Raw genomic sequence first — 20307 nt, forward strand, 5'->3', positions numbered from 1 at the left:
ACCGGGCCGGGCGGGGGTGGGAGACTAACCTCATGGACATTGCGTTGGGCCTGCTGGTGATCGTTGCTGTGGTCTGCGCCGGCAGCGCCGTGGGCCGCAGGTTCAACATCCCGGTTCCGCTGCTGCTGGTCCTGGCGGGAGTGGCGGGATCGTTCCTGCCGTTCATTCCGCCGGTGGAGCTGAACCCCGAACTGGTGCTGGTGGGCCTGCTGCCGCCGCTGCTCTACGCGGCCGCGTTCCGCACCTCGCTGTTCGACTTCAAGACCAACCGCAGGTCCATCGGCCTGTTGTCCGTGGGCTACGTCATCTTCGGCACCCTGGGAGTCGGGCTCGTGGTGTGGTGGCTCTTCCCCGAAATCCCGCTGGCGGCCGCCATTGCCCTTGGCGCAGTGGTGGCGCCTCCGGACGCCGTGGCCGCTACGGCCATTGCGCGGAAGGTGGGAATGCCGCGCCGGATCGTGAACATCCTGGAAGGCGAATCACTGGTCAATGACGCCACGGCGCTGGTGTGCCTGCGCGCAGCCCTGGCGGCCATCGCCGGGTCCGTCTCAGTATTGGACGTGGCCGGCGGCTTTGTGGTGGCGGCCGGCGGGGGCCTCGCGGTGGGCCTCGCCGCCGCTTACCTCCTCACCGAAATCAGGAAACGGATCAGCAACGTTGCCATCAACACCTCAACATCGCTGATGGCACCGTTCGTTGCATTCCTTCCCGCCGAGGCGATCCACGCGTCCGGCGTGCTCGCCGTCGTCGTGACCGGCCTGGTGATGGGTACCAAGGCGCCCTCAATGCCCAACGGTGCCGCGCGGCAAAGCGCCCGGAGCAACTGGGACACCGTCCAGTTCCTGTTGGAGAACGCCGTGTTCCTCCTGATCGGCCTGCAGGTGCGCAGCATCATTGACAGCGTCCAGGACGATTCGCTGGGCGCCGGCCGGGTGTGGCTCGGGTGCGCCGTGATCCTGCTGGCGGTGCTGGTGCTGCGCCCCGTTTGGGTTTTTCCGGCCACGTACCTGCCCCGCCTGGTTCCTTCCGTGCAGCGGGCAGACCCCGCGCCGCCCTGGCAGTTTCCCGCCATTGTGTCCTGGGCGGGCATGCGCGGAGTGGTCACCCTTGCCGCCGTCCTGACGCTGCCGGATGACCTGGAGCACCGCAACGTGCTGGTCCTGGCCGCCATGGTGGTGGTGGCCGGCACCCTGGTGCTGCAGGGATTCACGCTGCCGGCCCTGGTCCGGGCCCTCGGGCTGCCGGGGCCGGACAAGCGGGAGGACGCGCTGAACCAGGCCTCACTGATGCAGCTGGCAACCGCCGCGGGGATGGACCGGCTGGAGCAGCTGCGGCGCGAGAGCGACCCGCCGGAGGTCATGGACATGCTGCGGCGGCGCACGCAGGAGCGGGGACTTGCGGCCTGGGAACGCCTGGGCAGGTCCGCGGCAGAGGCGGCCACCCCAAGCCAGCGGTACGCGCAGCTGCGGATGGCCATGCTGGAGGCCGAACGGGACAAGGTGCTGGAGCTCCGGCGCGGCGGGGACTTTGCCCATGAAGTCCTCAGCGAGGTCCTGGAACGGCTCGATGTGGAGGAGTCCATGCTGGACGCTTCCCTCCACGAACTGGGCGCTGCCGCTGAAGGCGCCGGCGAAGGGCTGTCCCAGCCCGGCGGCGTCTGCGACCACCTGGCGGCAACCATGCCGTCGCCTGCCCCCGCCAACCCGTCCTGTGCCGGGTGTAAGCGGGAAGGGACCACACCGGTGCACCTGCGGCTGTGCTTGGGCTGCGGAAACGTTGGCTGCTGCGACTCCTCCGCGGGCCGGCACGCCAGCCGCCACTTCAAGGAGACCGGCCATCCGGTCATGCGCAGCATCGAACCCGGCGAAGAGTGGCGCTGGTGCTACGTGGACGACCTGCTGGGCTGACGGCACCATGAACCGGCAGCCCGGGACGCCGCGGTCAGAAGGCCCGGCGCGGGATGGCCCGCTCGTACTGGGGCGGCCAAGCCATGTCATAGCCCAGGTCGAATGCGGCGCGGAACCACCAGTGGGGGTCCCGCAGGGCCGCCCGGGCAATGAAGACGCCGTCTGCCTGCCCGGTGGCGATGGCGTGCTCCGCCTGACCGGGGGTGGTCACCAGGCCCACGGTGCCGGTTGCGATTCCTGCCTCCCCGCGGATGGCCGCCGAGAATCCGGTCTGATAGCCCAGGCCCGGCTTGATCTGCTGGTTGGCCACTGCCCCGCCGCTGGAAACATCCACCAGGTCCACACCGTGCGCGGCAGCCTCCCGTGCCAGGCGGACCGACGCTGCCTGGTCCACGCCGCCAGGTGCCCAGTCCGTGGCCGAGATCCGGAGCAGCAGGGGCATCGAATCGGGAATCACGGCGCGGACCGCGTCAACCACGGCCAGCATGAGCCGGTTACGTCCGGCTTCGTCGCCGCCCCAGTCATCGCTGCGCTGGTTGATCAGCGGGCTCTGGAACTGGTGCAGGAGGTAGCCGTGCGCCCCGTGGATTTCCATGGTGTCAAAGCCCGCGTCCACGGCGCGGACAGCGGCTGCGGCGAAATCGGCAATGACGCCGTGGATCTGTTCCTCGGTCATGGCGGCAGGCGCCGCATAGCCTTCAAAGGCGGAGGTGGACGGGCCCACGGTGTCCCAGCCGCCGTCGGACGCCGGAACGCTGCCGTGCTTGCCGGAAAACGGCCAGTACGTGGACGCTTTGCGCCCGGCGTGGGCCAACTGCACGCCGATCTTCGTTCCGGCAACGCCGTGCCGGTGGACAAAGGAAATGATCCGATGCCAGGCCGCCGCCTGGTCGTCGTTGTAGAGTCCGGCGTCGCGGGGACTGATCCGGCCGGCTGCGTTTACTGCCGCGGCCTCCGTGAGGATCATTGCCGCGCCGCCCGTGGCGAACGCGCCCAAGTGCACCAGATGCCAGTCGTTCGGCACTCCGGGGGCGTCGTCGGGATCGCAGCTGTACTGGCACATGGGAGACACCCAGCCGCGGTGCTCCAGCTCCATGGACCGCAGCGTCAGCGGCTGGAACAGGGCCGGCACTAGAAGAGCACCCGGGCAAGCGCCTGCCGAGCCTTTGCCACCCGCTCATCACCGGCGCCCACCACGTCGAACAGCTCCAGCAGCCGCACCCGTGCGGTCTCCCGCTCCGGGCCGAAGTTCCTGCCGATGAATGCCACCAGCCGGTTCAGCGCATCCTCGACGTGCCCGCCGGCCACGTCCAGGTCCGCCACCCCAAGCTGCGCCGCCAGGTTGTCCGGCTCATCGGCGGCCTGCGCGCGCAGGGCCTCGCTGTCCTGGGCCGACAAGGACTGCAGCCGGTCCATCAGCTCCACCTGCGCCAGCCCGGCCTTGGCCTCGTGGTCCGACGGCATCTCTTTCAGCGCCTGGCGGTAGGCCTCGGCGGCCGCGGCGTAGTCGCCGGCCTCGATGGCGTCGAAGGCGGCCTGGTGCAGCGGCGGCAGCGGCGCGGGCTCCGGCTCTCCGCCCGCTCCACCGTCAAGGCTCCCGGTGACCCCGTTCGCCGCAGCCACCTTGAGGAGTTCGTCGAAGAGGCTGCGCACCTGCTGTTCCTCGGCCCCGCCCTGGAACAGCGGCACCGGCTGCCCCTTGAGGACGGCGACGGCGGTGGGGACGGCCTGCACCTGGAAGGCCTGGGCAAGCTGCGGGAAGGCTTCGATGTCCGCGGCGCCAAGGACCAGGCGGCCGCCGTAGCCGGCAACCACGCGCTCAAGGGTCTCGACCATCCTGCCGGACTCGGGCGAGTAGGGGGCCCACAGGGCGAACACCACCGGGACCTGGGCGGACAGTTCCACCAGCTGCTGGAAGTTGGCCTCGGTGACGTTGACCGTGAGTTCGGTTCCGCCGGCGGGTGCCCCGGGCTGCGGAGCCTGCGGCGTTCCTGCGGCAGGGCCGGAGGGGGCGGCAGTACCGGAGGGTGATGCGGGGCGCTTCAGCGAGGAAAGGTCGACGGCGCCGCGCAGGTTAAGCGGGTTGGCAGCGGCAGGAGGGACTGGGCGGGAAGCTGGCGAACTCATGTTTCCCACTCTAGCCACTCCGGCCGCTGCCGGTGGTAATACAGCCAGGGGCCTACTTGAAGGAGGCCCCGACCAGGCCGCGGGTGGCGGCGACGAGCTTCATCGGGTCCGTGGATCCTGCGGGCGGGACGTAGACCGCCATGGATTCGGCGAAGCTCAGGACCATGCCGGTGGTGGTCTCCTTGCCGCCGGCCAGTGCTGCCGCGTCGTCGCCGATGCTCAGTTTGTCACCGGCCGCTTTGGGGGTGCCTTCGAAGCCGAAGTTGATTCGACCCAGGACCAGGGCCCCGCCGTCGGAGGTGCGGAATACCACGGTGCTTTCGGGGACCACCTTGTGCGTGAAGGAGAAGTTCCCATTCTCGCCCGCCTTCACCACCTCGGCCTGGTAGGACAGGGTGTCGGCGATGTACGGCGAGGACTGGCCCTCGACCAGCTTGTCCTTGAAGGGCGAGTCCGCTGAGGTGAGCCTGTCAGCCAGGCCGGACATTGCTTCCTCGCCGCTGTAGAGCAGTCCGGTCTTGTCCGATGCGGCGAGCGTCTCGGTACCGCCCCGGCTGATGTTGGGGAAGGTGGTGCCCGGCTGAAGCGGGGTGGTTTCCATCAGCTTGTAGTTTTCACGCGGCGACTGCTGGACCAGGGTCAGGATCTGCGGAACCACGTTCCCTTCGCCCTGGGTCACGGCCAGCACGGAGCGCGGCCAGTCGCGGCCGCTGGTGACCACGGTGGTCAGCAGCTTGGTGGAGCGCACCGGCATGCGCGGCTCGTAGGAGCCCACCTGGGAGCGGATCTTGTAGTTCTGGGTGCGGATTTCCAGTTCGGGTCCGCCCACGCGGTCCGACAGCTTGGCGGCATCCTTTGCTGCGTCGCCGGCGTCGGCGGCACTGGAGACCTGTTCGAGGATCCGGCGGAACTGGGCGTCCAGCAGGACCGGCGATCCCGCTGCATCCTTGGCTGCCGTGGCGCCCCCGGACGGCTGCGGGCTGGGATTGGCGGCCTGGGCTGCGGTGCCGGATCCGGCGAGCAGGGCTGCAACCACACCGGCCGCCACCATGGTGGCCTTGGAAGAGGAGGACGACGACGGGGCCTGGCCCTGCGGAGCGGCGTTACGTTCACGGGCACGGCGGGCATCCCCGCCCTCGCCGCCCTCGCCGTCCTTCCGGCGGGCCGAGAGCAGTGCCAGGACGATTCCGCCCAGGATCAGCAGGCCGCCCAGGACCATCAGCGGAACGGCCCAGGGGGTGGAGGTGTCATTGGGGAAGGTCATGGAGACAGAGGCGGGGGCCGGCTTGGTGCCGTCGGAGGCGAGCAGCAGGCTCCAGTCACCGTCGGCAGGCGGGGTCCAGGTGTAGTCGAGCCCGCCGCCGGCGTTCTCGGTGGAAACCCAGAGATCCGAACCGGCCGGGTTGGGTGCGGTGCCTTCGCCGTCGGCGTGCTCAACCACGAGGGATTTTTCATCCCCGGATACGCCCGTGATGGTGTTGTGCGCCGTCTGGCCCACCCAGGCGCTGACGTCATCAGGCCGTCCGGTGGCCAGCATGAAGTTTCCGTCGCCCTGGACGGTGATCTTGACCGGTCCGTCATGCAGGGTGCGCAGCTTCTGATCAATGACGGTCAGGGGCGCGGCAGCGGAATCGGCCGGCACGGACGCGGTGAACGTCTCGGATGGAGCCCAGATGGTTCTCTGGCCGATGCCGGCCAAAAGTGTCAGGAGGCCGAGCAGCACAAGTGCGGCTGCAGTCTTTAAACGCAAGGGAAACACCTATCATCAGCGGGGGTTTTGCCTCCAATAGTAACCTTTTTGTTACCCGTGGCCCCTTTTGGCCAGGCCGGCCCCTTCCGTTGGCGGACTCAAGGTGGCGGCTTCAGCTCGCGGTGACAAGCCTGCTGATAGTGTTTGCGATGATCATCACACCCGCCCGCAAACGCGGAGCCAAGCACGGAACAGGCCCCCAAAACCAGTGACAGACAAGACGGACCCGTCCTCGGCTGCAGCCGGAAAATCCGGGGATTCCAAGGGCCCTGTCCCTGCGCCGGTGCCTCCCCTCGGCATGGCAGCAGCCGCGCACCGCAGGGGTCACGCCACCGCCGCCCTTGGCCAGGTGGTCCGCAGGCTCCGCCAGCCCCTGCCAGGGGCACAGCCCAGGCTCCGCTTCGAAATGCCCCCCGAATACACGGGACAAGTGCCGGACGTGGAGCAGGGCGGCGACGAGGAACCCCAGTTCGGCCACCCCGGGCCACGCATGTCCCCTCAACATCCGCTGTACATGGGCTTCATGGGGACGGTGGGCGTGGGACTGGCGCTGCTGGTCTACTGGATCGGGTCCCACACCACGCAATTGCTGCTGTGGATCGTCGCGGCGTTGTTCATCGCCCTGGGGCTTGAACCCGTGGTGGGCTGGCTGGAGAACCGCAGGATCCCCCGGCCCGCCGGCATCCTGGTCTCCGTGGCTGTCCTGATGGGCGCCGTCGTCGGATTCTTCGCCACGCTCATCCCCACCATTGTTGAACAGGTATCGGAGATCGTGCGGCAGGCGCCGGACTGGGTGCGCAGCTTCATGGACTCGGACTTCTTCCGCAGCCTCGATGACCAGTTCGGCGTGCGCGACCGCATTACCGAGGAACTGGACAAGTTCGTCAACGATCCCGCCGCCATGGGCGGTATTTTCGGCGGCGTGGTGGGATTCGGTTCCACCGTGGCCAACGGGCTGTTCGGCACCCTGATCGTCCTGGTGCTGAGCCTGTACTTCCTGGCGGCGCTGCCGGCGATGAAGAAGTGGGGCTACCGGCTGGCGCCGCGCTCCCGCCGGAAACGGGTGGCAGCCCTCTCGGAGGAAATCACCCGGTCGGTGGGGAACTACGTGATCGGCCAGGCCTGCGTGGCCCTTCTCAATGCCACGTTCGCCTTCGTGGTGATGTCCATTGTGGGCATTCCGTTTGCCCTGCTCCTGGCGTTCGTGGTGGTCCTGCTCGCATTCATCCCGCTGGTTGGCGGCATGATTGCAGGCATCGTGGTGGTCCTCGTGTCCCTCACGGAGGGCTGGCAGGCGGCGGCCATCTACGCGGTCTGCTACTTCGCCTACCTGCAGTTCGAGGCCTACTTCATCTCACCGCGCATCATGCAGAAGGCAGTTGCCGTGCCCGGTGCGGTGGCGGTGATCTCCGTTATCGCCGGCGGCAGCCTGCTGGGCGTGCTCGGTGCCCTGATTGCCATTCCCACCGCCGCCGCCGTACTGCTGCTGCTCCGGGAGATCTACATCGTCCGGCAGGACCAGCACTAAGCTCCGGCAGTGGCCGCCGGGCCGTCCCATTCCTGCGGCAGCGGGGCTGCGCCGGGGTCGGGGCTGACCAGCGCCACGATGTCGTTCAGGACCCGTCCCGCGTACTTCTCCCCCACCCACAGATGCTTGGCCCCGTCCACGCCCACCACGCGCGCCTGCGGCACCAGCCTGAACCGTTCGGCTGCCTCGGCAGGCTGGAGGAAGTCGTCATGCTCCGGCACCAGGACGGTCAGGGGCTTGCCCGATTCCGCCCAGAGCTGCAGGTGCTTGTCCGTGGCCCGGTGCAGCGGCGGCGACAACAGGACCGCGCCCTCGATCTCCCCGGCCACCGGCTCCCGGGCACCGTACATCAGCGCCAGTTCGGTCCCGAATGACCAGCCGACCAGCCAGCGGTTGGGAAGTCCCCGGTCAACGGCGAACCGCACGGCCGCCTCCACGTCATACTGCTCCCCGATCCCTTCCTCAAACGCCCCGCTGCTTGTGCCGCGTGCGGAGGCGGTACCCCGCGTGTTGAAGCGCAGCACCGCGATTCCCGCCAGCGCCGGCAACCGGTAGGAGGCCTTGCGGTAGACGTGGGAATCCATGAAGCCGCCGTGCGTCGGCAGCGGATGGAGCGTGATCAGCGTGGCCTTGACCGGACCCGATTCAGGCAGCGCCAGTTCGCCCACCAGCCTGTGGCCGTCCGCGGTCTGCAGCTCGATGTTCTCGCGCCGGGCAGGCAGGACGGTGGAGGCGCGGATGGGGACAGGTCCCGCGGCTTGGGTGAATTGGTACGACGCCGGATCAAAAGTCATGCCTGCCAGCTTAGCGACAGCGGGGGTGGCAGCGTCACACGGCAGGGCCTGCGGGGCGGCTGCCCGCGGCGGGTGGTCAGCGGTACCGGTAGCTGCGCGTCATCCAGCAGTTGGTATGCCAGTGCCGCCGCTCCGCCAGGCCGGCTGCCGCACCAAAGAGGTGGTCATCCTTCCAGACCACCAGATGTGCAACGCCGGGCAGCACGGCCGTGGAGCATTCCGGGCAGATGTAGGTCTTCTCCGCGTTCCTGGCGGTCATGGTCCGAACCATCCACTCGCCGTCAGGGGCGCTTTCCCGGCGGGCAATCCCGGCCCGGGCGCGTTCCAGGTCCAGCTCGGGGACCTCGCCGCTCCTTTTCCCTCCCGTGCCCCTGCCGGATGCGGAACCCTTGCCGGAAACGGGACGGCGGGGACGGTTGGAACGCGGCATGTATCCATTCTGCCCCAGCCCGCCCACTCACCCGTCCCGCTCCATGCCGCCCCTGCCGGCGCACCCGGTGTCCCGCCGTCGCGCATGGGCTGCCGGGCCCACGCGGTAGTCTGTACGGCGTGCGACTTGTCATAGCCCATTGCTCCGTTGATTATGTTGGCCGGCTCAAAGCCCATCTCCCCCTCGCCACCCGGCTCCTGCTGGTCAAGGCGGACGGCTCCGTGCTGGTCCATTCCGACGGCGGTTCCTATAAGCCGCTGAACTGGATGAGCCCGCCTGCCACGCTGCGGGTTTCGTCCCCGGACGACGTGGACCTCGAACTTGGCGTGGTGGAGCAGTGGACCGTGCAGTCGGCCAAGACCGATGACCGGCTCATCATCAACATCCACGAGAAGATCACTGAGTCCTCCCATGACCTGGGCGTGGACCCCGGGCTGATCAAGGACGGGGTGGAAGCGGACCTGCAGCGGCTGCTCGCGGAACAGATCGAGACGCTCGGCCAGGGCTACTCGCTCATCAGGCGCGAGTATTTCACCGCCATTGGCCCCGTTGACATCCTGGCGCGGGACGCTGACGGTGCCACGGTGGCCATCGAGCTCAAGCGCCGGGGAGACATCGACGGGGTGGAGCAGCTGACCCGGTACCTGGAACTGCTCAACCGCGACCCCCTGCTGGCACCGGTGCGCGGAATCTTCGCGGCCCAGCAGATCAAGCCGCAGGCCAAGGTGCTGGCTAACGACCGCGGGATCGATTGCGTGACGCTGGATTACGACGCCATGCGCGGCGTTGACGACAGCGAATCCCGCCTCTTCTAGGTTTTCCTTTCCTGCTTAGGCATTTAATCGCCGGGCTTTGGCTGCACGCTTCTGAGACATCTGAATTTTTGCCCAAATTTTGTCCTTTTTGTCCTCCGGGCCGTTGACCTGCGGGAATGGGCATGAAATTCTTATCTCAGTCTTTGTGTAGGTGTTTTTCATGCTCGCAAGACATGTTGCGAGCGCGAAGCTCCTGCAGCGCCGGACCTCCTTTTGGGACGAGGCAATCAGGATTCTTCTCGCGGAGTGACCAAGGTCGGCACGAGGTGTGCCGGTCTTAAAAAGTTCCACAATGAGGAGAAATAAATGGCACAGGGAACCGTCAAGTGGTTCAACGCTGAAAAGGGCTTCGGCTTCATCACCCCGGATGACTCCGATGGCGATGTCTTCGTTCACTACTCCGAAATCCAGACCGGCGGCTTCAAGACCCTCGACGAGAACCAGCGCGTTCAGTTCGAAATCGGCCAGGGTGCCAAGGGCCCCCAGGCCACTGGCGTAACGCTGGTCTAGTACCGCCCGGCCGCCCACCGCGGCTGTCAGCGAAACAAATGGTCCCCGGCACAATTGCCGGGGACCATTTGTTTATGCCGCAATTGTTGCCACAGAAATACTGCATTTCCGGCAAACCGCCACGACCATTGCCGGCCGTTCCCTGTTGATGCCGTGTCAAGTCACGAGTTTGCGGACCAGCCTCGCGCCCTGTGCCAGGGAAAGTCCGGGCAGGTACGCCCGGGTCAGCGCCCTGCCGATGGCCGGCAGGTGCAGCGGGTCCTGGTAGTACAGGTAGAGGGCGCGGTACTCCGGCTTGAACCGGGATTTGAAGGCCGCCAGGGAGCGGAAGCCGTAGACCGGTTCAAGCGCGTGGCCCACCAGGTCAAGGATCCTGACCAGGTTCTGCGCGCCCTCATCGGGAGCCTCCTGCCCTGCGTCAGCGGGCCCACCGATTCCTTCGGTGCCTGTGCCCTCTGCGCCTGTTCCCCGTTCCGGAGGGCCTTCGGGCCGGCTGGCCAGCGGCGACCCCGAAAGGGAGATCACGTCCACCGAACCCCGCAATTCCAGCACGGCGGAGGCAATCAGGAATTCCATCACTCCCGGAAATCCCTCACTCCCGCGGCGCATGACGTCCAGCGTCCTGCTCACCAGCCGCCCGCCGTCGTATACCGGCAGCCAACTGGTCACTCCATGGACAGCACCGCTGCCGTCCACGGCCAGGCAGCACAGCACTTCCTCGTCGTCGAGCTCGTCCACACCCCCCAGCGTGAAGCCCATCTCCGGAACGGACTTGCCGGCCGCCCATTCCTCGGACACTTCGCTCAGCCGTGACCGGAGCGTTGCGGGCAGCGAATGGTACGAACCCCAGACGGCATGGACCCCCAGCTTCGCGGCGCGGTTGAGGGCGGTCCTGACGTTCTGCCATTCCTTGCCCTTGAACTCAAGCTCGTTCAGAGCCAGCCGGGTCTCCTGGGCGACGGCCACGCGGGAAAAGCCACGTTCCCTCAGCATGGGCCACATGGTGTCATCACAGGAATACAGCGCCGGTATCAAAGCCTGGCTGCGGCAGTAGTCCAGGAAGCCTTCGGTCACCCGCTGCTCTGCCTTGCGGTCACCGAACGCACCGCCCAGTGTCAGGGCCACGGTCCCGTGCTGCTGGAATGCCATGCCGCCTGCCCCGTCCGGGCTGAACCAGTACGTGTTGGGCTCCCAAAGGGCCATCCAGGACAAGGGGCCGCCGCCCTGGTGGAGCAGTTCCCGGGCACGGCTGCGGTCCTGCCGCCCGAAGTGGAGGCCGTGGTGCCGCCCCACCAGGATCCACCACACCGCAGCCAGGGCCACGAGCCAGAACACCGGACCCGAGTACGCAAACAGCAGCGCCTCGGCGCTGTCGCGTTCGGGGAAGACCCGGCGGAAATGCTGCGGAATCGGCACCGGGACGTACTGCCGGGCCAGCTCGGCGAAAAGACCCAACAGCCCGCCGTCACGGGACAGCCCGCCGGACCAGAACCAGGCCACGGTGTATGAACTGGCCAGGACAAGCCACGTTCCGCAGACCACCGCCGCGAGCGTGCGCCGGGCGCCGGGACGCGTCTGCACGCGGAACTGCCGGCGGTTCAGCCACAGGACCACCGCCAGCAGCAGCGGGACACCCACGAGTGGCAGCACATGGGCGAAAGCGGAGGACAGGGGCGTTGCGTGCGTGCCCTGCAGGCGCGAAGGGACAAGGGCGAACAAGGCAAGGTAGACCGCCGCGAGGGCAGTGACAGCCAGCTGGATGGCCAGCGCAATGTTCAGTGCCAGCCGGCGGCCCCTTCGCATGCCGTCGGCGCAGATCAGCAGCAGGATGACGGGGACCACGGCCAGCGCCAGGCCGAAGGGTCCGGCGAATCCTGCCCTTCCCGTTTCCAGGCAGGTGGCGTCAACGGTGGCACCGCAGTTGAAAATCAATTCATTCAGCGTGGGCATCGGGCTTAGCACGACATCCCGCAGCAGTGCCAGCGGGCCGGTCGGCGCCCGCGTGATTCCGGTCAGGATGGGACCCACCGCAAACACGGCGACGGTCAGGGCCAGGAGGTTCCTGGTTTCCCGTCCGGTGGACCGGTGCCGGTGAAGCCTCCCCTGGTCCCCCTGGATCCACCAGCCGGCAAGGAGGCCAAGGAGGGCACCGATGAGGCCAATGACGGTTTCGGCGTGCCCCACATAGAGGACCAGCAGCAGGGAAATGGACAGCACCGCGGTGCGGAGCCGGCGCTGCCACAGCAGCGTGATCCGGGCACTGGCCGCCAGGCCCGCGGTGAGCACAGGGGCGTAGGGGCCGATGAGCCGGTCATCCACCATCGCGTCCAGCCAGCCGTCGCCCACATACCCGGCCAGCTGGGTCACCAGGAGGAACACCGTGACGGCCGCGAACTGCCCGCCAAAGAACAGTCCGACGGCGGCCCGCCGGCCAAGCTTGCGCTCCGCCAGGCCCAGCAGCAGCACGATCATCAGCGACGCTGCCAGGTACGCGAGCGGGTTGGTGGCGAAGAAGAGGCTGGTGAAAAGTGTCCACCACTGCCCGCCGCGCAGCCCGGGGCCGCTGACGGAGGCCAGTCCCAGGAGCTGCTCCGGCGGCCCGTCGAGGAAGCTTCCGGTCAGCGCCGCGGCGGCAAGGAAGGTAACAAGCACGCCCAGGGTGAAGGGCATGGACTTTAGCGTGAGCAGCACCTGCCGGACTGCAGGGCGTCCGACGGCGGCCCACATCAGGGCGGCGGTACGCTCCTGGTTCCTGGTGCTCACCACTGCAGCCCCCACTGGGTGCCAAGGAACTGCAGGGCATCCGCGAACCGCTTGGACGAGGTGTCCCAGGAGTGGCCGGTATGCTCCACCTCGTGCGCCTGCACGGTGAAGCCCGCAGCCTCCGCCGCAGCGGCCAGCGTGTGGAGGTTCGCTACGAACTCGGGATCGTTCCGGCCTGCGGTGAGGTACATGCCGCTGGACTCAAACCGTTGGTGTTTCATGATCTCCAGTGGCGTCTGCCTGGTGAATTCGTCAGGGTTTCCGGGGAAGGCTGCGTCGATGGTCTTCTGCCGTTCCTTGGCAATGGCGGGCTCGGCCTCACTGGAAAAGGCGAGCACGTCGGCGTAGATGTCGGGATGCCTGGTTCCCATCTGCACGGCGCAGGTGCCGCCAAAGGAGAACCCGCCTATGGCCCAGTGGCTGTGGTTGGTATCGACAGCCAGGGTGGAACTGATCCACTGCGGAACGTCCCGCGCGAGGTAGGTGTCCGCGTTGGCAATGCGGCTGTCCATGCACATGGTGTTGGCAGACTGGGAGCCATTGGGATCCGGGATGACAACCACCGGGGACACCCCGCCGTGTGCCGCGGCAAAGGAGTCCATGTGGCCACGGATCGCTCCACCGGTAAGCCAGTCCGCAGGCCCTCCCGGCTGGCCGGCCACCAGGACCAGTACCGGCAGTGCAGGGCGGTTCGCGGCGAAGTAGGCCGGCGGGAGGTAAATGTAGGCGTCGCGGGTGGTCATTCCGGACAAGGCTCCGGGGATCGCGGACTTCCGGAGGACGCCGCCGGCCGGCAGCTCCCCCTCCGGCTTCCAGCCCTGGAGCGGTACGCCGTCGGATTGGCCCGGTAGGCGCATGAGCTTCTGTTCGAGGACCGGAATCCGGGCCTGGGCCGTGCCGAGCAAGTCGCTGACGGTCCTGTTCAACCCGAAATACGCGTTGATTTGGACCGCCGAGAGCAGCGCCACCAGCAGCGCTGCGAGGATCCCTCCCCCGCGTCCGCCCCAGCTGCTCCGTGGCAGCCGGAACAGGCCCAGGAAGACAGCAGCTACGCCGGGCACCAGCCACAGCAGCACAGGGTCCGGCAGGTCCTCGGGGAAGGTGGTGAAAATATTGATGAGCGCCCAGTGGACGGTACCCACCAGGGCAAAGGCAGCTGCCGCTGCGGCCAGGACGCGGGACGCCCAGGCAGTGGCGCGGTGTGCGGGCGTCATGGAGGCGCGCCAGGGTGGCACCAGGAGCCAGGCTGCGCCGCCCATTCCCAATACCAGGACAGTTCCATACAATGGACCGTCCGTGAGCCGGATGTCTGAAAGCCAGTCCACGTCGGCTAGCGCCAGGTCCCCACGCCTATCACCGGACCTGCTTCCAGCCAGGATGAAAGACCCGTATAGGCATCGAACTTCATGGCAAGGTGCAGGTCCTGACCCTCATAGCGCAGTTCAACGATCACTACGTCCGGCTGGACCTTAACTGCCTCAGCCTCTGTGGGTTTCCGGCGGCCCAGCAGTTCCAGTGAACTGCGCTTGAACGTGTACTTGGGACGGACGCTCAGGGAGATGAGCCTGAACCATTCCAGGTCATTGTCCTGATAACGACAAACCCCCATTTGCCAGCTGTTTCCAGCCAGGCGAATGGAGGCGTCCACCGTGCCGAGGGCACGCCGCAGGTTGAAGCGGCGCACCCCCGAAAGGCACAGTGCAATAATCAGCAATCCGAAGGCGATTGCCAGTGCGATGAACGGAATACCCGGAGCGTCCATCAAGGTCGTGCTAGCGGATCCCAGCGGTAGCCGAGCCGCCCATCTGGGCATTGTCGGCAACGATCACCACGCGGTTGTTGTCAACGGAGAAGAACCCGCCGTCCACATCCACCGCAATACGGTCCCCGGACACCGGCTGGATGGCCAGTTCACCCTCGGCCAGGATCGCCAGCAGGGGCGAGTGGCCGGGCAGGATTCCGATTTCACCATCGCTGGTGCGGGCCTTGACCATCTTGGCCGCTCCGGACCACACGAAGTGGTCCGCTGCGACAATCTCAACCTCAAGCTCAGCCATATTACTTGGTCTGTTCCTGGATCTTGGCCCACTGGCGCTCAACGTCATCGAGGCCGCCGACGTTGAAGAACGCCTGCTCCGCGATGTGGTCCAGCTCGCCGTCGCAGATGGCTGCGAAGCCTTCAACGGTGTCCTTGATGGAAACCGTGGAGCCCTCGACGCCGGTGAACTGCTTGGCGGTGTAGGTGTTCTGCGAGAGGAACTGCTGGATGCGGCGTGCACGCGACACGACGATCTTGTCTTCTTCGGAGAGTTCATCGACACCGAGGATGGCGATGATGTCCTGGAGTTCCTTGTTCTTCTGCAGGATCTGCTTCACACGGACTGCCGTGTTGTAGTGGTCCTGTCCGATGTACTGGGGGTCCAGGATGCGGGAGGTGGACGTCAGCGGGTCAACGGCCGGGTACAGACCACGGGAGGCGATTTCACGGGAGAGTTCCGTGGTCGCGTCGAGGTGTGCGAAGGTCGTGGCCGGAGCCGGGTCCGTGTAGTCATCTGCGGGGACGTAGATGGCCTGCATCGAGGTGATGGAGTGGCCCTTGGTGGAGGTGATGCGCTCCTGCAGGAGGCCCATCTCATCCGCCAGGTTGGGCTGGTAGCCCACAGCCGAAGGCATGCGGCCCAGCAGGGTCGACACTTCGGAGCCGGCCTGGGTGAAGCGGAAGATGTTGTCGATGAAGAGCAGTACGTCCTGGTTCTGCACATCGCGGAAGTACTCCGCCATGGTCAGTGCAGATAGGGCCACGCGCAGACGCGTTCCCGGCGGCTCATCCATCTGGCCGAAGACAAGGGCGGTGTCCTTGAGGACGCCCGCCTCTTCCATTTCAACCCAGAGGTCATTACCTTCACGCGTGCGCTCACCCACACCGGCGAAGACCGAGGTACCACCGAAGTTGCGTGCAACACGGGTGATCATTTCCTGAATCAGAACGGTCTTGCCCACGCCGGCACCGCCGAACAGGCCGATCTTTCCACCCTTGATGTACGGGGTGAGGAGGTCGATGACCTTGATGCCGGTTTCCAGCATCTCGGTGGAGCCTTCGAGCGAAGCGAAGCTCGGTGCCTTGCGGTGGATGGGCCAGCGTTCGCTGATCTCCAGCTCCGACTCGGCAACGTCCAAGGGCTGGCCCAGAACGTTGAAGATGTGGCCCTTGACGCCGTCGCCAACCGGGACGGAAATCGGGGCACCGGTGTCCACCACGTTGGTACCGCGGACGAGGCCGTCGGTCGCCTGCAGCGAGATCGCGCGAATGAGGTTGTCGCCGAGGTGCAGCGCAACTTCGAAGGTGATGGTCTTGGTTTCACCGTTGAGAGTGATCTCGGTGGTGAGGGCGTTGTAGATTGACGGGATTGCGTCAGCCGGGAATTCGACATCGACAACCGGGCCGATTACGCGCGCAATACGGCCGGTTGCACCGGACGTTGCGGCTACGTGTTCGGTAGCAGTGGCAGTCATCTCTCTCACTTCATTCAGTAGATGGCGTGGGGTTAAGTCTATCTGTGGTGGTGCTGGTTACGCGGAACCGAGGCGGTGGAGGCTACGACGCGAGGGCGTCGGCACCGGCAACAATCTCGGAGAGTTCCTGCGTAATTTCGGCCTGGCGGGCCGTGTTGCGCAGACGCGTGTACTTCTTGATCAGGTCCGTCGCGTTGTCGCCTGCGGACTTCATCGCCCGCTGGCGGGCGGCGAGCTCGGAAGCTGCTGCCTGCAGCATGGCTGCGAAGATACGGGATTCGATATAGCGCGGGAGCAGGGCGTCAAGAACACGCTCCGTTTCCGGCTCGAACTCGTACAGCGGCAGGAGATCCGATTCGGACGCGGCTTGCTCTTCGACAACTTCGAGCGGGAGCAGGCGGATAACCGTCGGCTCCTGCGTGACCATGGACTTGAAGCGGGTGTAGACAACGTGGATTTCGTCCACGCCGCCGTCTTCGAAGTCCGTTGCAAATTCGGCCAGCAGCGCTTCGCCGATTTCCCGGGCGGTTGCGAACTCTGGCGCGTCCGTGCCTCCGGTCCAGACCCGTGCATACTGCCGGTTCCGGAAATCGAAGTAGGCCTGGGCCTTACGGCCCACGACGTAGGTTTTGACTTCCTTGCCTTCGGCGTGGAGCAGCTCGTTGAGACCTTCCGCCTGCTTGAGGACGCTGGCGGAATAGGAACCTGCCAAACCGCGGTCCGAGGTAATTACCAGGACGGCGGCGCGGCGGATCTGCTCCGGCTCAGTGGTCAGCGGGTGGTCGATTTCGCTTTGGCTGGCGACAGCAGAAACGGCGCGCGTAATCGCGTTCGCGTAAGGCAGTGAAGCTGCTACGCGCGCACGGGCCTTCCCGATGCGCGAGGTAGCGATCAGTTCCATCGCCTTGAAGATCTTGCGCATCGACGTTGTCGAGCTGATCTTCTGGCGGTAGACCCGGATCTGGGCTCCCATACTTATCCTTTCCTAACATTCCGTAGCCTGGTGTGCCGGACCGTTTGGCCCGGCACACCAGGCGGTGCGGAACTAGCGCTTCTGCTTGACGATCTTTTCCTGGTCGACTTCGCCCTCGGAGATGGCGTCATGCTCCTCGTGGCCGGCGCCTACCAGGTGGTTGTCACCCTGGCCGAAGAAGCCCTTTTTGAAGTCGACGATCGAGGACTTCAGAGCTGCAACTGTGTCGTCGTCCAGCACGTTGGTCTGGGCCAGCGTGGTGAGGATCGAGGACTTGTGGCGCAGGTGCTCCAGGAACTCACCTTCAAAACGGCTGATGTCCTCGACGGGAACGTCATCCAGGTAGCCGTTGGTGCCGGCCCAGATGGAGACGACCTGGTCCTCGACCGGGAACGGCGAGTACTGGCCCTGCTTGAGCAGTTCCATCAGGCGGGCGCCACGCGTCAGCTGCTGGCGGGATGCTGCGTCCAGGTCGGATGCGAACATTGCGAACGCCTGCATATCGCGGTACTGCGCCAGGTCCAGCTTCAAGGTACCGGAGACCTTCTTCATGGACTTCACCTGGGCGGCACCGCCAACGCGGGAAACCGAAACACCCACGTCAACAGCAGGGCGCTGGTTGGCGTTGAAGAGGTCGGACTGCAGGAAGATCTGGCCGTCCGTGATGGAGATGACGTTGGTCGGGATGTAGGCGGACACGTCGTTCGCCTTGGTCTCGATCAGCGGCAGGCCCGTCATGGAGCCGGCACCGAGCTCGTCGGAGAGCTTGGCACAACGCTCCAGCAGGCGGGAGTGCAGGTAGAAGACGTCGCCCGGGTAGGCTTCGCGTCCCGGCGGGCGGCGCAGCAGCAGCGACACCGCGCGGTAGGCTTCGGCCTGCTTGGACAGGTCATCGAACACGATGAGGACGTGCTTGCCGCCGTACATCCAGTGCTGGCCGATGGCCGAGCCTGCGTACGGAGCCAGGTACTTGAAACCTGCGGGGTCGGAGGCGGGAGAAGCCACGATGGTGGTGTACTCCAGCGCGCCGTTGTCCTCGAGGGTCTGGCGGATGGCGGCAATGGTGGACGCCTTCTGCCCGATGGCCACGTAGATGCAGCGGACCTGCTTGGTCACATCGCCGGAAGCCCAGTTGGCCTTCTGGTTGATGATGGTGTCGATGGCGATGGCGGACTTACCGGTCTGGCGGTCGCCAATGATGAGCTGGCGCTGGCCTCGGCCGATCGGGATCATGGCATCGATCGCCTTGAGGCCGGTCTGCATCGGCTCGTGCACCGACTTGCGCTGGGTCACGCCGGGAGCCTGGAGCTCCAGGGCGCGGGTGGTCTCGGCCTTGATCTCGCCGAGGTCGTCGATGGGCATGCCCAGCGGGTCAACGACGCGGCCCAGGAAGGCGTCGCCCACGGGGACGGACAGAACCTGTCCGGTGCGGTGCACTTCCTGGCCTTCTTCGATGCCGGTGAAGTCACCGAGGACGATGACGCCGATTTCGCGGACGTCGAGGTTCTGGGCGAGGCCCAGTGTGCCGTCCTCAAAACGAAGCAGCTCGTTCGCCATGACCGAGGGAAGGCCCTCAACACGGGCGATGCCGTCACCAGCGGTGGTTACGCGGCCGACCTCTACGCGCTCTGCGTTTCCGGGTTCGTAGGACGCCGCGAACTCGTTCAGCGCATTACGGACGTCGTCGGCGTTGATGGTCAATTCGGCCATCTGCAGTCCCTGCTCTCCTGTTTGTGGTCACCGCAATCGGTGACCGGGGTTTCTATCAGTTTGTTGTGCTTGTCCGGCTAGCCGGCCAGCTGGCGTTGCAGTTCGCCCAGCTTGGTGAGAACCGAAGCGTCGAGCACTTCGTCACCGACCTGGACGCGGATGCCGCCAATGAGTGCCGGGTCAACATTGACGTTGACCTTCAGTTCCCGTCCGTACAGGGCATTCAGGCCGGCCTGCAGGCGGGCAAGCTGCGTCTGGGTCAAAGGACGGGTCACGCTGACCGTTGCAATCCAGCGCTGCTGCCGCTTGGCTGCCAGCTCGGCAAACCGCTCAACAAGCCGGGTGGGCTTGATGCCACGGGGCTGGGTCACAGCCTGGGCAATGAGGACTTTGGCTTCCTCACTGGCAGCGGGCACAAGCTTCTCGGCAAGCGCAACCTGCGCTGCACTGCTGGCCTGTGGTTCGGACAGAGCACGTTGTACCTCATGGCTGGAGGCAACAGCCTGGTTGAAGGAGAACAGATCGTTCTCCAGCTCTTCCAGGCCAGTGATTCCGGAGGCAGAAACGGCCGACTTGTTTTCAGCAACGGAAATGACCACCGTTGCGGCAAGAGTCTCGAGTGCATCGCCGATATCACGGGCGTTTGCCCAGCGTGAGCTGGCCAGTCCGCCTGCGATGTCTGCAGCATCAGCGGAGACTTTCCCGCCAACCAGCTGCTTGACCAGCGCCGACTTTTCGTCACCGTTGCGGGACGGGTCAGTCAGGGCGCGGCGCAAGCCAGCCGAGCTGTCCACCATTCCCAGAATTCCGAAGAGTTCCTTTGCCAGCTGCAGCGACGCCGTCGGAAGCTTTGCTTCCAACTCCGCCAGCGCTGTTGCCAGCGATTCGCTCGATACGCCTGCCATTACTTAGCTGCACCTGCGTTCTGGGACTCCAGATCTGCCAGGAAACGGTCCACGACCCGTGCCGCGCGCTCATCGTCGTTGAGCGATTCGCCCACGATGCGGCCGGCAAGGGTGGTGGCCAGGGTGCCCACCTCAGAGCGCAGCGACACAACGGCCGCCTGTCGCTCGGACTCGATCTGTGCGTGGGCCTGCGCGGTGATGCGGGCAGACTCGGCTGCAGCCTTCTCCTTGAGATCCGCAAGGATCTGTGCACCTTCGGCGCGGGCTTCCTCACGGATGCGGTTGGCTTCGGTGCGGGCGTCGGTCAGCTGCTGCTTGTACTCTTCGAGTGCAGCAGACGCCTCAGCCTGTGCCTTTTCAGCCTTGGCGATGCCGCCTTCGATGGCCTCGGCACGCTCCGCGAAGGTCTTCTCGAACATCGGGACAACAAACTTGACCACGATGAACAAGAGGATGAGGAAGCCCACGAGGACAACGCCCATTTCCCAGAGGTTGGGCATGAGGGGGTTGACTTCGCCCTCAGTGGCGGCTGAGATGATCAGCTGATTCATATTTCACCCGTCCTTTTCTACTCGGTTCTGA

The 20307-nt window shown here is 66.0% G+C and carries 18 protein-coding genes; 4 read left to right on the forward strand and 14 right to left on the reverse strand.

From position 1 onward, the window contains the following. The first annotated feature begins 32 nt into the window (after positions 1-32). Positions 33-1907, forward strand: coding sequence for a Na+/H+ antiporter (locus tag FBY36_RS00755; RefSeq protein WP_142116900.1), 1875 nt, complete (start codon positions 33-35; stop codon positions 1905-1907). A gap of 34 nt (positions 1908-1941) precedes the next feature. Here FBY36_RS00755 and FBY36_RS00760 read toward each other — a convergent pair whose 3' ends face one another. From FBY36_RS00760 to FBY36_RS00770, 3 genes are read right to left on the reverse strand one after another with little or no spacing between them, the layout of a single operon-like run. Next, the gene (locus FBY36_RS00760; protein ID WP_142116901.1) at positions 1942-3039 is read right to left on the reverse strand and encodes an NADH:flavin oxidoreductase/NADH oxidase; all 1098 of its coding nucleotides are present in this window, start codon (positions 3037-3039) and stop codon (positions 1942-1944) included. Then, on the reverse strand, positions 3039-4034 hold the full coding sequence (locus FBY36_RS00765) for a tetratricopeptide repeat protein (RefSeq protein WP_142116902.1): 996 nt from the start codon (positions 4032-4034) through the stop codon (positions 3039-3041). The genes FBY36_RS00760 and FBY36_RS00765 overlap by 1 nt, the downstream gene beginning before the upstream one ends. A 52-nt stretch (positions 4035-4086) precedes the next feature. Further along, positions 4087-5757, reverse strand: coding sequence for a hypothetical protein (locus FBY36_RS00770; RefSeq protein WP_142122421.1), 1671 nt, complete (start codon positions 5755-5757; stop codon positions 4087-4089). A 235-nt stretch (positions 5758-5992) separates the two neighbouring features. Here FBY36_RS00770 and FBY36_RS00775 point away from each other — a divergent pair, with 235 nt between their 5' ends. Then, a complete protein-coding gene (locus FBY36_RS00775; protein WP_142116903.1) occupies positions 5993-7312 on the forward strand; it encodes an AI-2E family transporter in 1320 nt (439 codons plus the stop codon). Here FBY36_RS00775 and FBY36_RS00780 read toward each other — a convergent pair. Together FBY36_RS00780 and FBY36_RS00785 are read right to left on the reverse strand one after the other, a co-directional pair. Continuing rightward, positions 7309-8106: an alpha/beta hydrolase gene (locus FBY36_RS00780; RefSeq protein ID WP_142116904.1), complete on the reverse strand. Its 798-nt coding sequence runs from the start codon at positions 8104-8106 to the stop codon at positions 7309-7311. The two genes, FBY36_RS00775 and FBY36_RS00780, sit on opposite strands and share 4 nt — an antisense overlap. Positions 8107-8182: 76 nt before the next feature. Next, on the reverse strand, positions 8183-8536 hold the full coding sequence (locus FBY36_RS00785) for an ATP/GTP-binding protein (RefSeq protein WP_142031620.1): 354 nt from the start codon (positions 8534-8536) through the stop codon (positions 8183-8185). 119 nt (positions 8537-8655) lie between these two features. On the opposite strand from FBY36_RS00785, the gene nucS reads away from it, so the two are divergent. Both nucS and FBY36_RS00795 read left to right on the forward strand, forming a co-directional pair. Next, entirely contained in the window at positions 8656-9351 is a 696-nt protein-coding gene (nucS, locus tag FBY36_RS00790) for an endonuclease NucS (RefSeq protein WP_142031621.1), read from the forward strand. Between the two features lie 306 nt (positions 9352-9657). After that, entirely contained in the window at positions 9658-9861 is a 204-nt protein-coding gene (locus tag FBY36_RS00795) for a cold-shock protein (protein ID WP_011692441.1), read from the forward strand. 156 nt (positions 9862-10017) lie between these two features. On the opposite strand, the gene FBY36_RS00800 is transcribed toward FBY36_RS00795, so the two are convergent. The 9 genes from FBY36_RS00800 to FBY36_RS00840 form a co-directional block, all read right to left on the reverse strand. After that, a complete protein-coding gene (locus FBY36_RS00800) occupies positions 10018-12588 on the reverse strand; it encodes a phosphatidylglycerol lysyltransferase domain-containing protein (RefSeq protein WP_142122422.1) in 2571 nt (856 codons plus the stop codon). Positions 12589-12620: 32 nt separating this feature from the next. After that, positions 12621-13949 (reverse strand): alpha/beta hydrolase, encoded by a 1329-nt coding sequence (locus FBY36_RS00805; protein WP_142116905.1) that lies wholly within the window; start codon positions 13947-13949, stop codon positions 12621-12623. A 5-nt stretch (positions 13950-13954) separates the two neighbouring features. Then, entirely contained in the window at positions 13955-14386 is a 432-nt protein-coding gene (locus FBY36_RS00810; RefSeq protein ID WP_142031623.1) for a DUF2550 domain-containing protein, read from the reverse strand. Positions 14387-14396: 10 nt separating this feature from the next. Further along, a complete protein-coding gene (locus FBY36_RS00815) occupies positions 14397-14681 on the reverse strand; it encodes a F0F1 ATP synthase subunit epsilon (protein WP_056335099.1) in 285 nt (94 codons plus the stop codon). 1 nt (position 14682) lies between these two features. After that, positions 14683-16137 carry a F0F1 ATP synthase subunit beta gene (gene atpD / locus FBY36_RS00820; RefSeq protein ID WP_056335096.1) on the reverse strand — a complete coding sequence of 485 codons (1455 nt, stop codon included), beginning with the start codon at positions 16135-16137 and terminating at the stop codon, positions 14683-14685. A gap of 82 nt (positions 16138-16219) precedes the next feature. After that, complete coding sequence (locus tag FBY36_RS00825) at positions 16220-17110, reverse strand: F0F1 ATP synthase subunit gamma (RefSeq protein ID WP_056335093.1); 891 nt, start codon at positions 17108-17110, stop codon at positions 16220-16222. 72 nt (positions 17111-17182) lie between these two features. Next, a complete protein-coding gene (gene atpA / locus FBY36_RS00830) occupies positions 17183-18820 on the reverse strand; it encodes a F0F1 ATP synthase subunit alpha (protein ID WP_142031625.1) in 1638 nt (545 codons plus the stop codon). A 77-nt stretch (positions 18821-18897) separates the two neighbouring features. Then, on the reverse strand, positions 18898-19725 hold the full coding sequence (locus FBY36_RS00835) for a F0F1 ATP synthase subunit delta (RefSeq protein WP_056335089.1): 828 nt from the start codon (positions 19723-19725) through the stop codon (positions 18898-18900). After that, a complete protein-coding gene (locus FBY36_RS00840) occupies positions 19725-20276 on the reverse strand; it encodes a F0F1 ATP synthase subunit B (RefSeq protein WP_056335084.1) in 552 nt (183 codons plus the stop codon). Before FBY36_RS00840 ends, FBY36_RS00835 begins: the two co-directional genes overlap by 1 nt. Positions 20277-20307: the final 31 nt, after the last annotated feature.

This window comes from Arthrobacter sp. SLBN-122, from assembly GCF_006715165.1.
Lineage (GTDB): Bacteria > Actinomycetota > Actinomycetes > Actinomycetales > Micrococcaceae > Arthrobacter.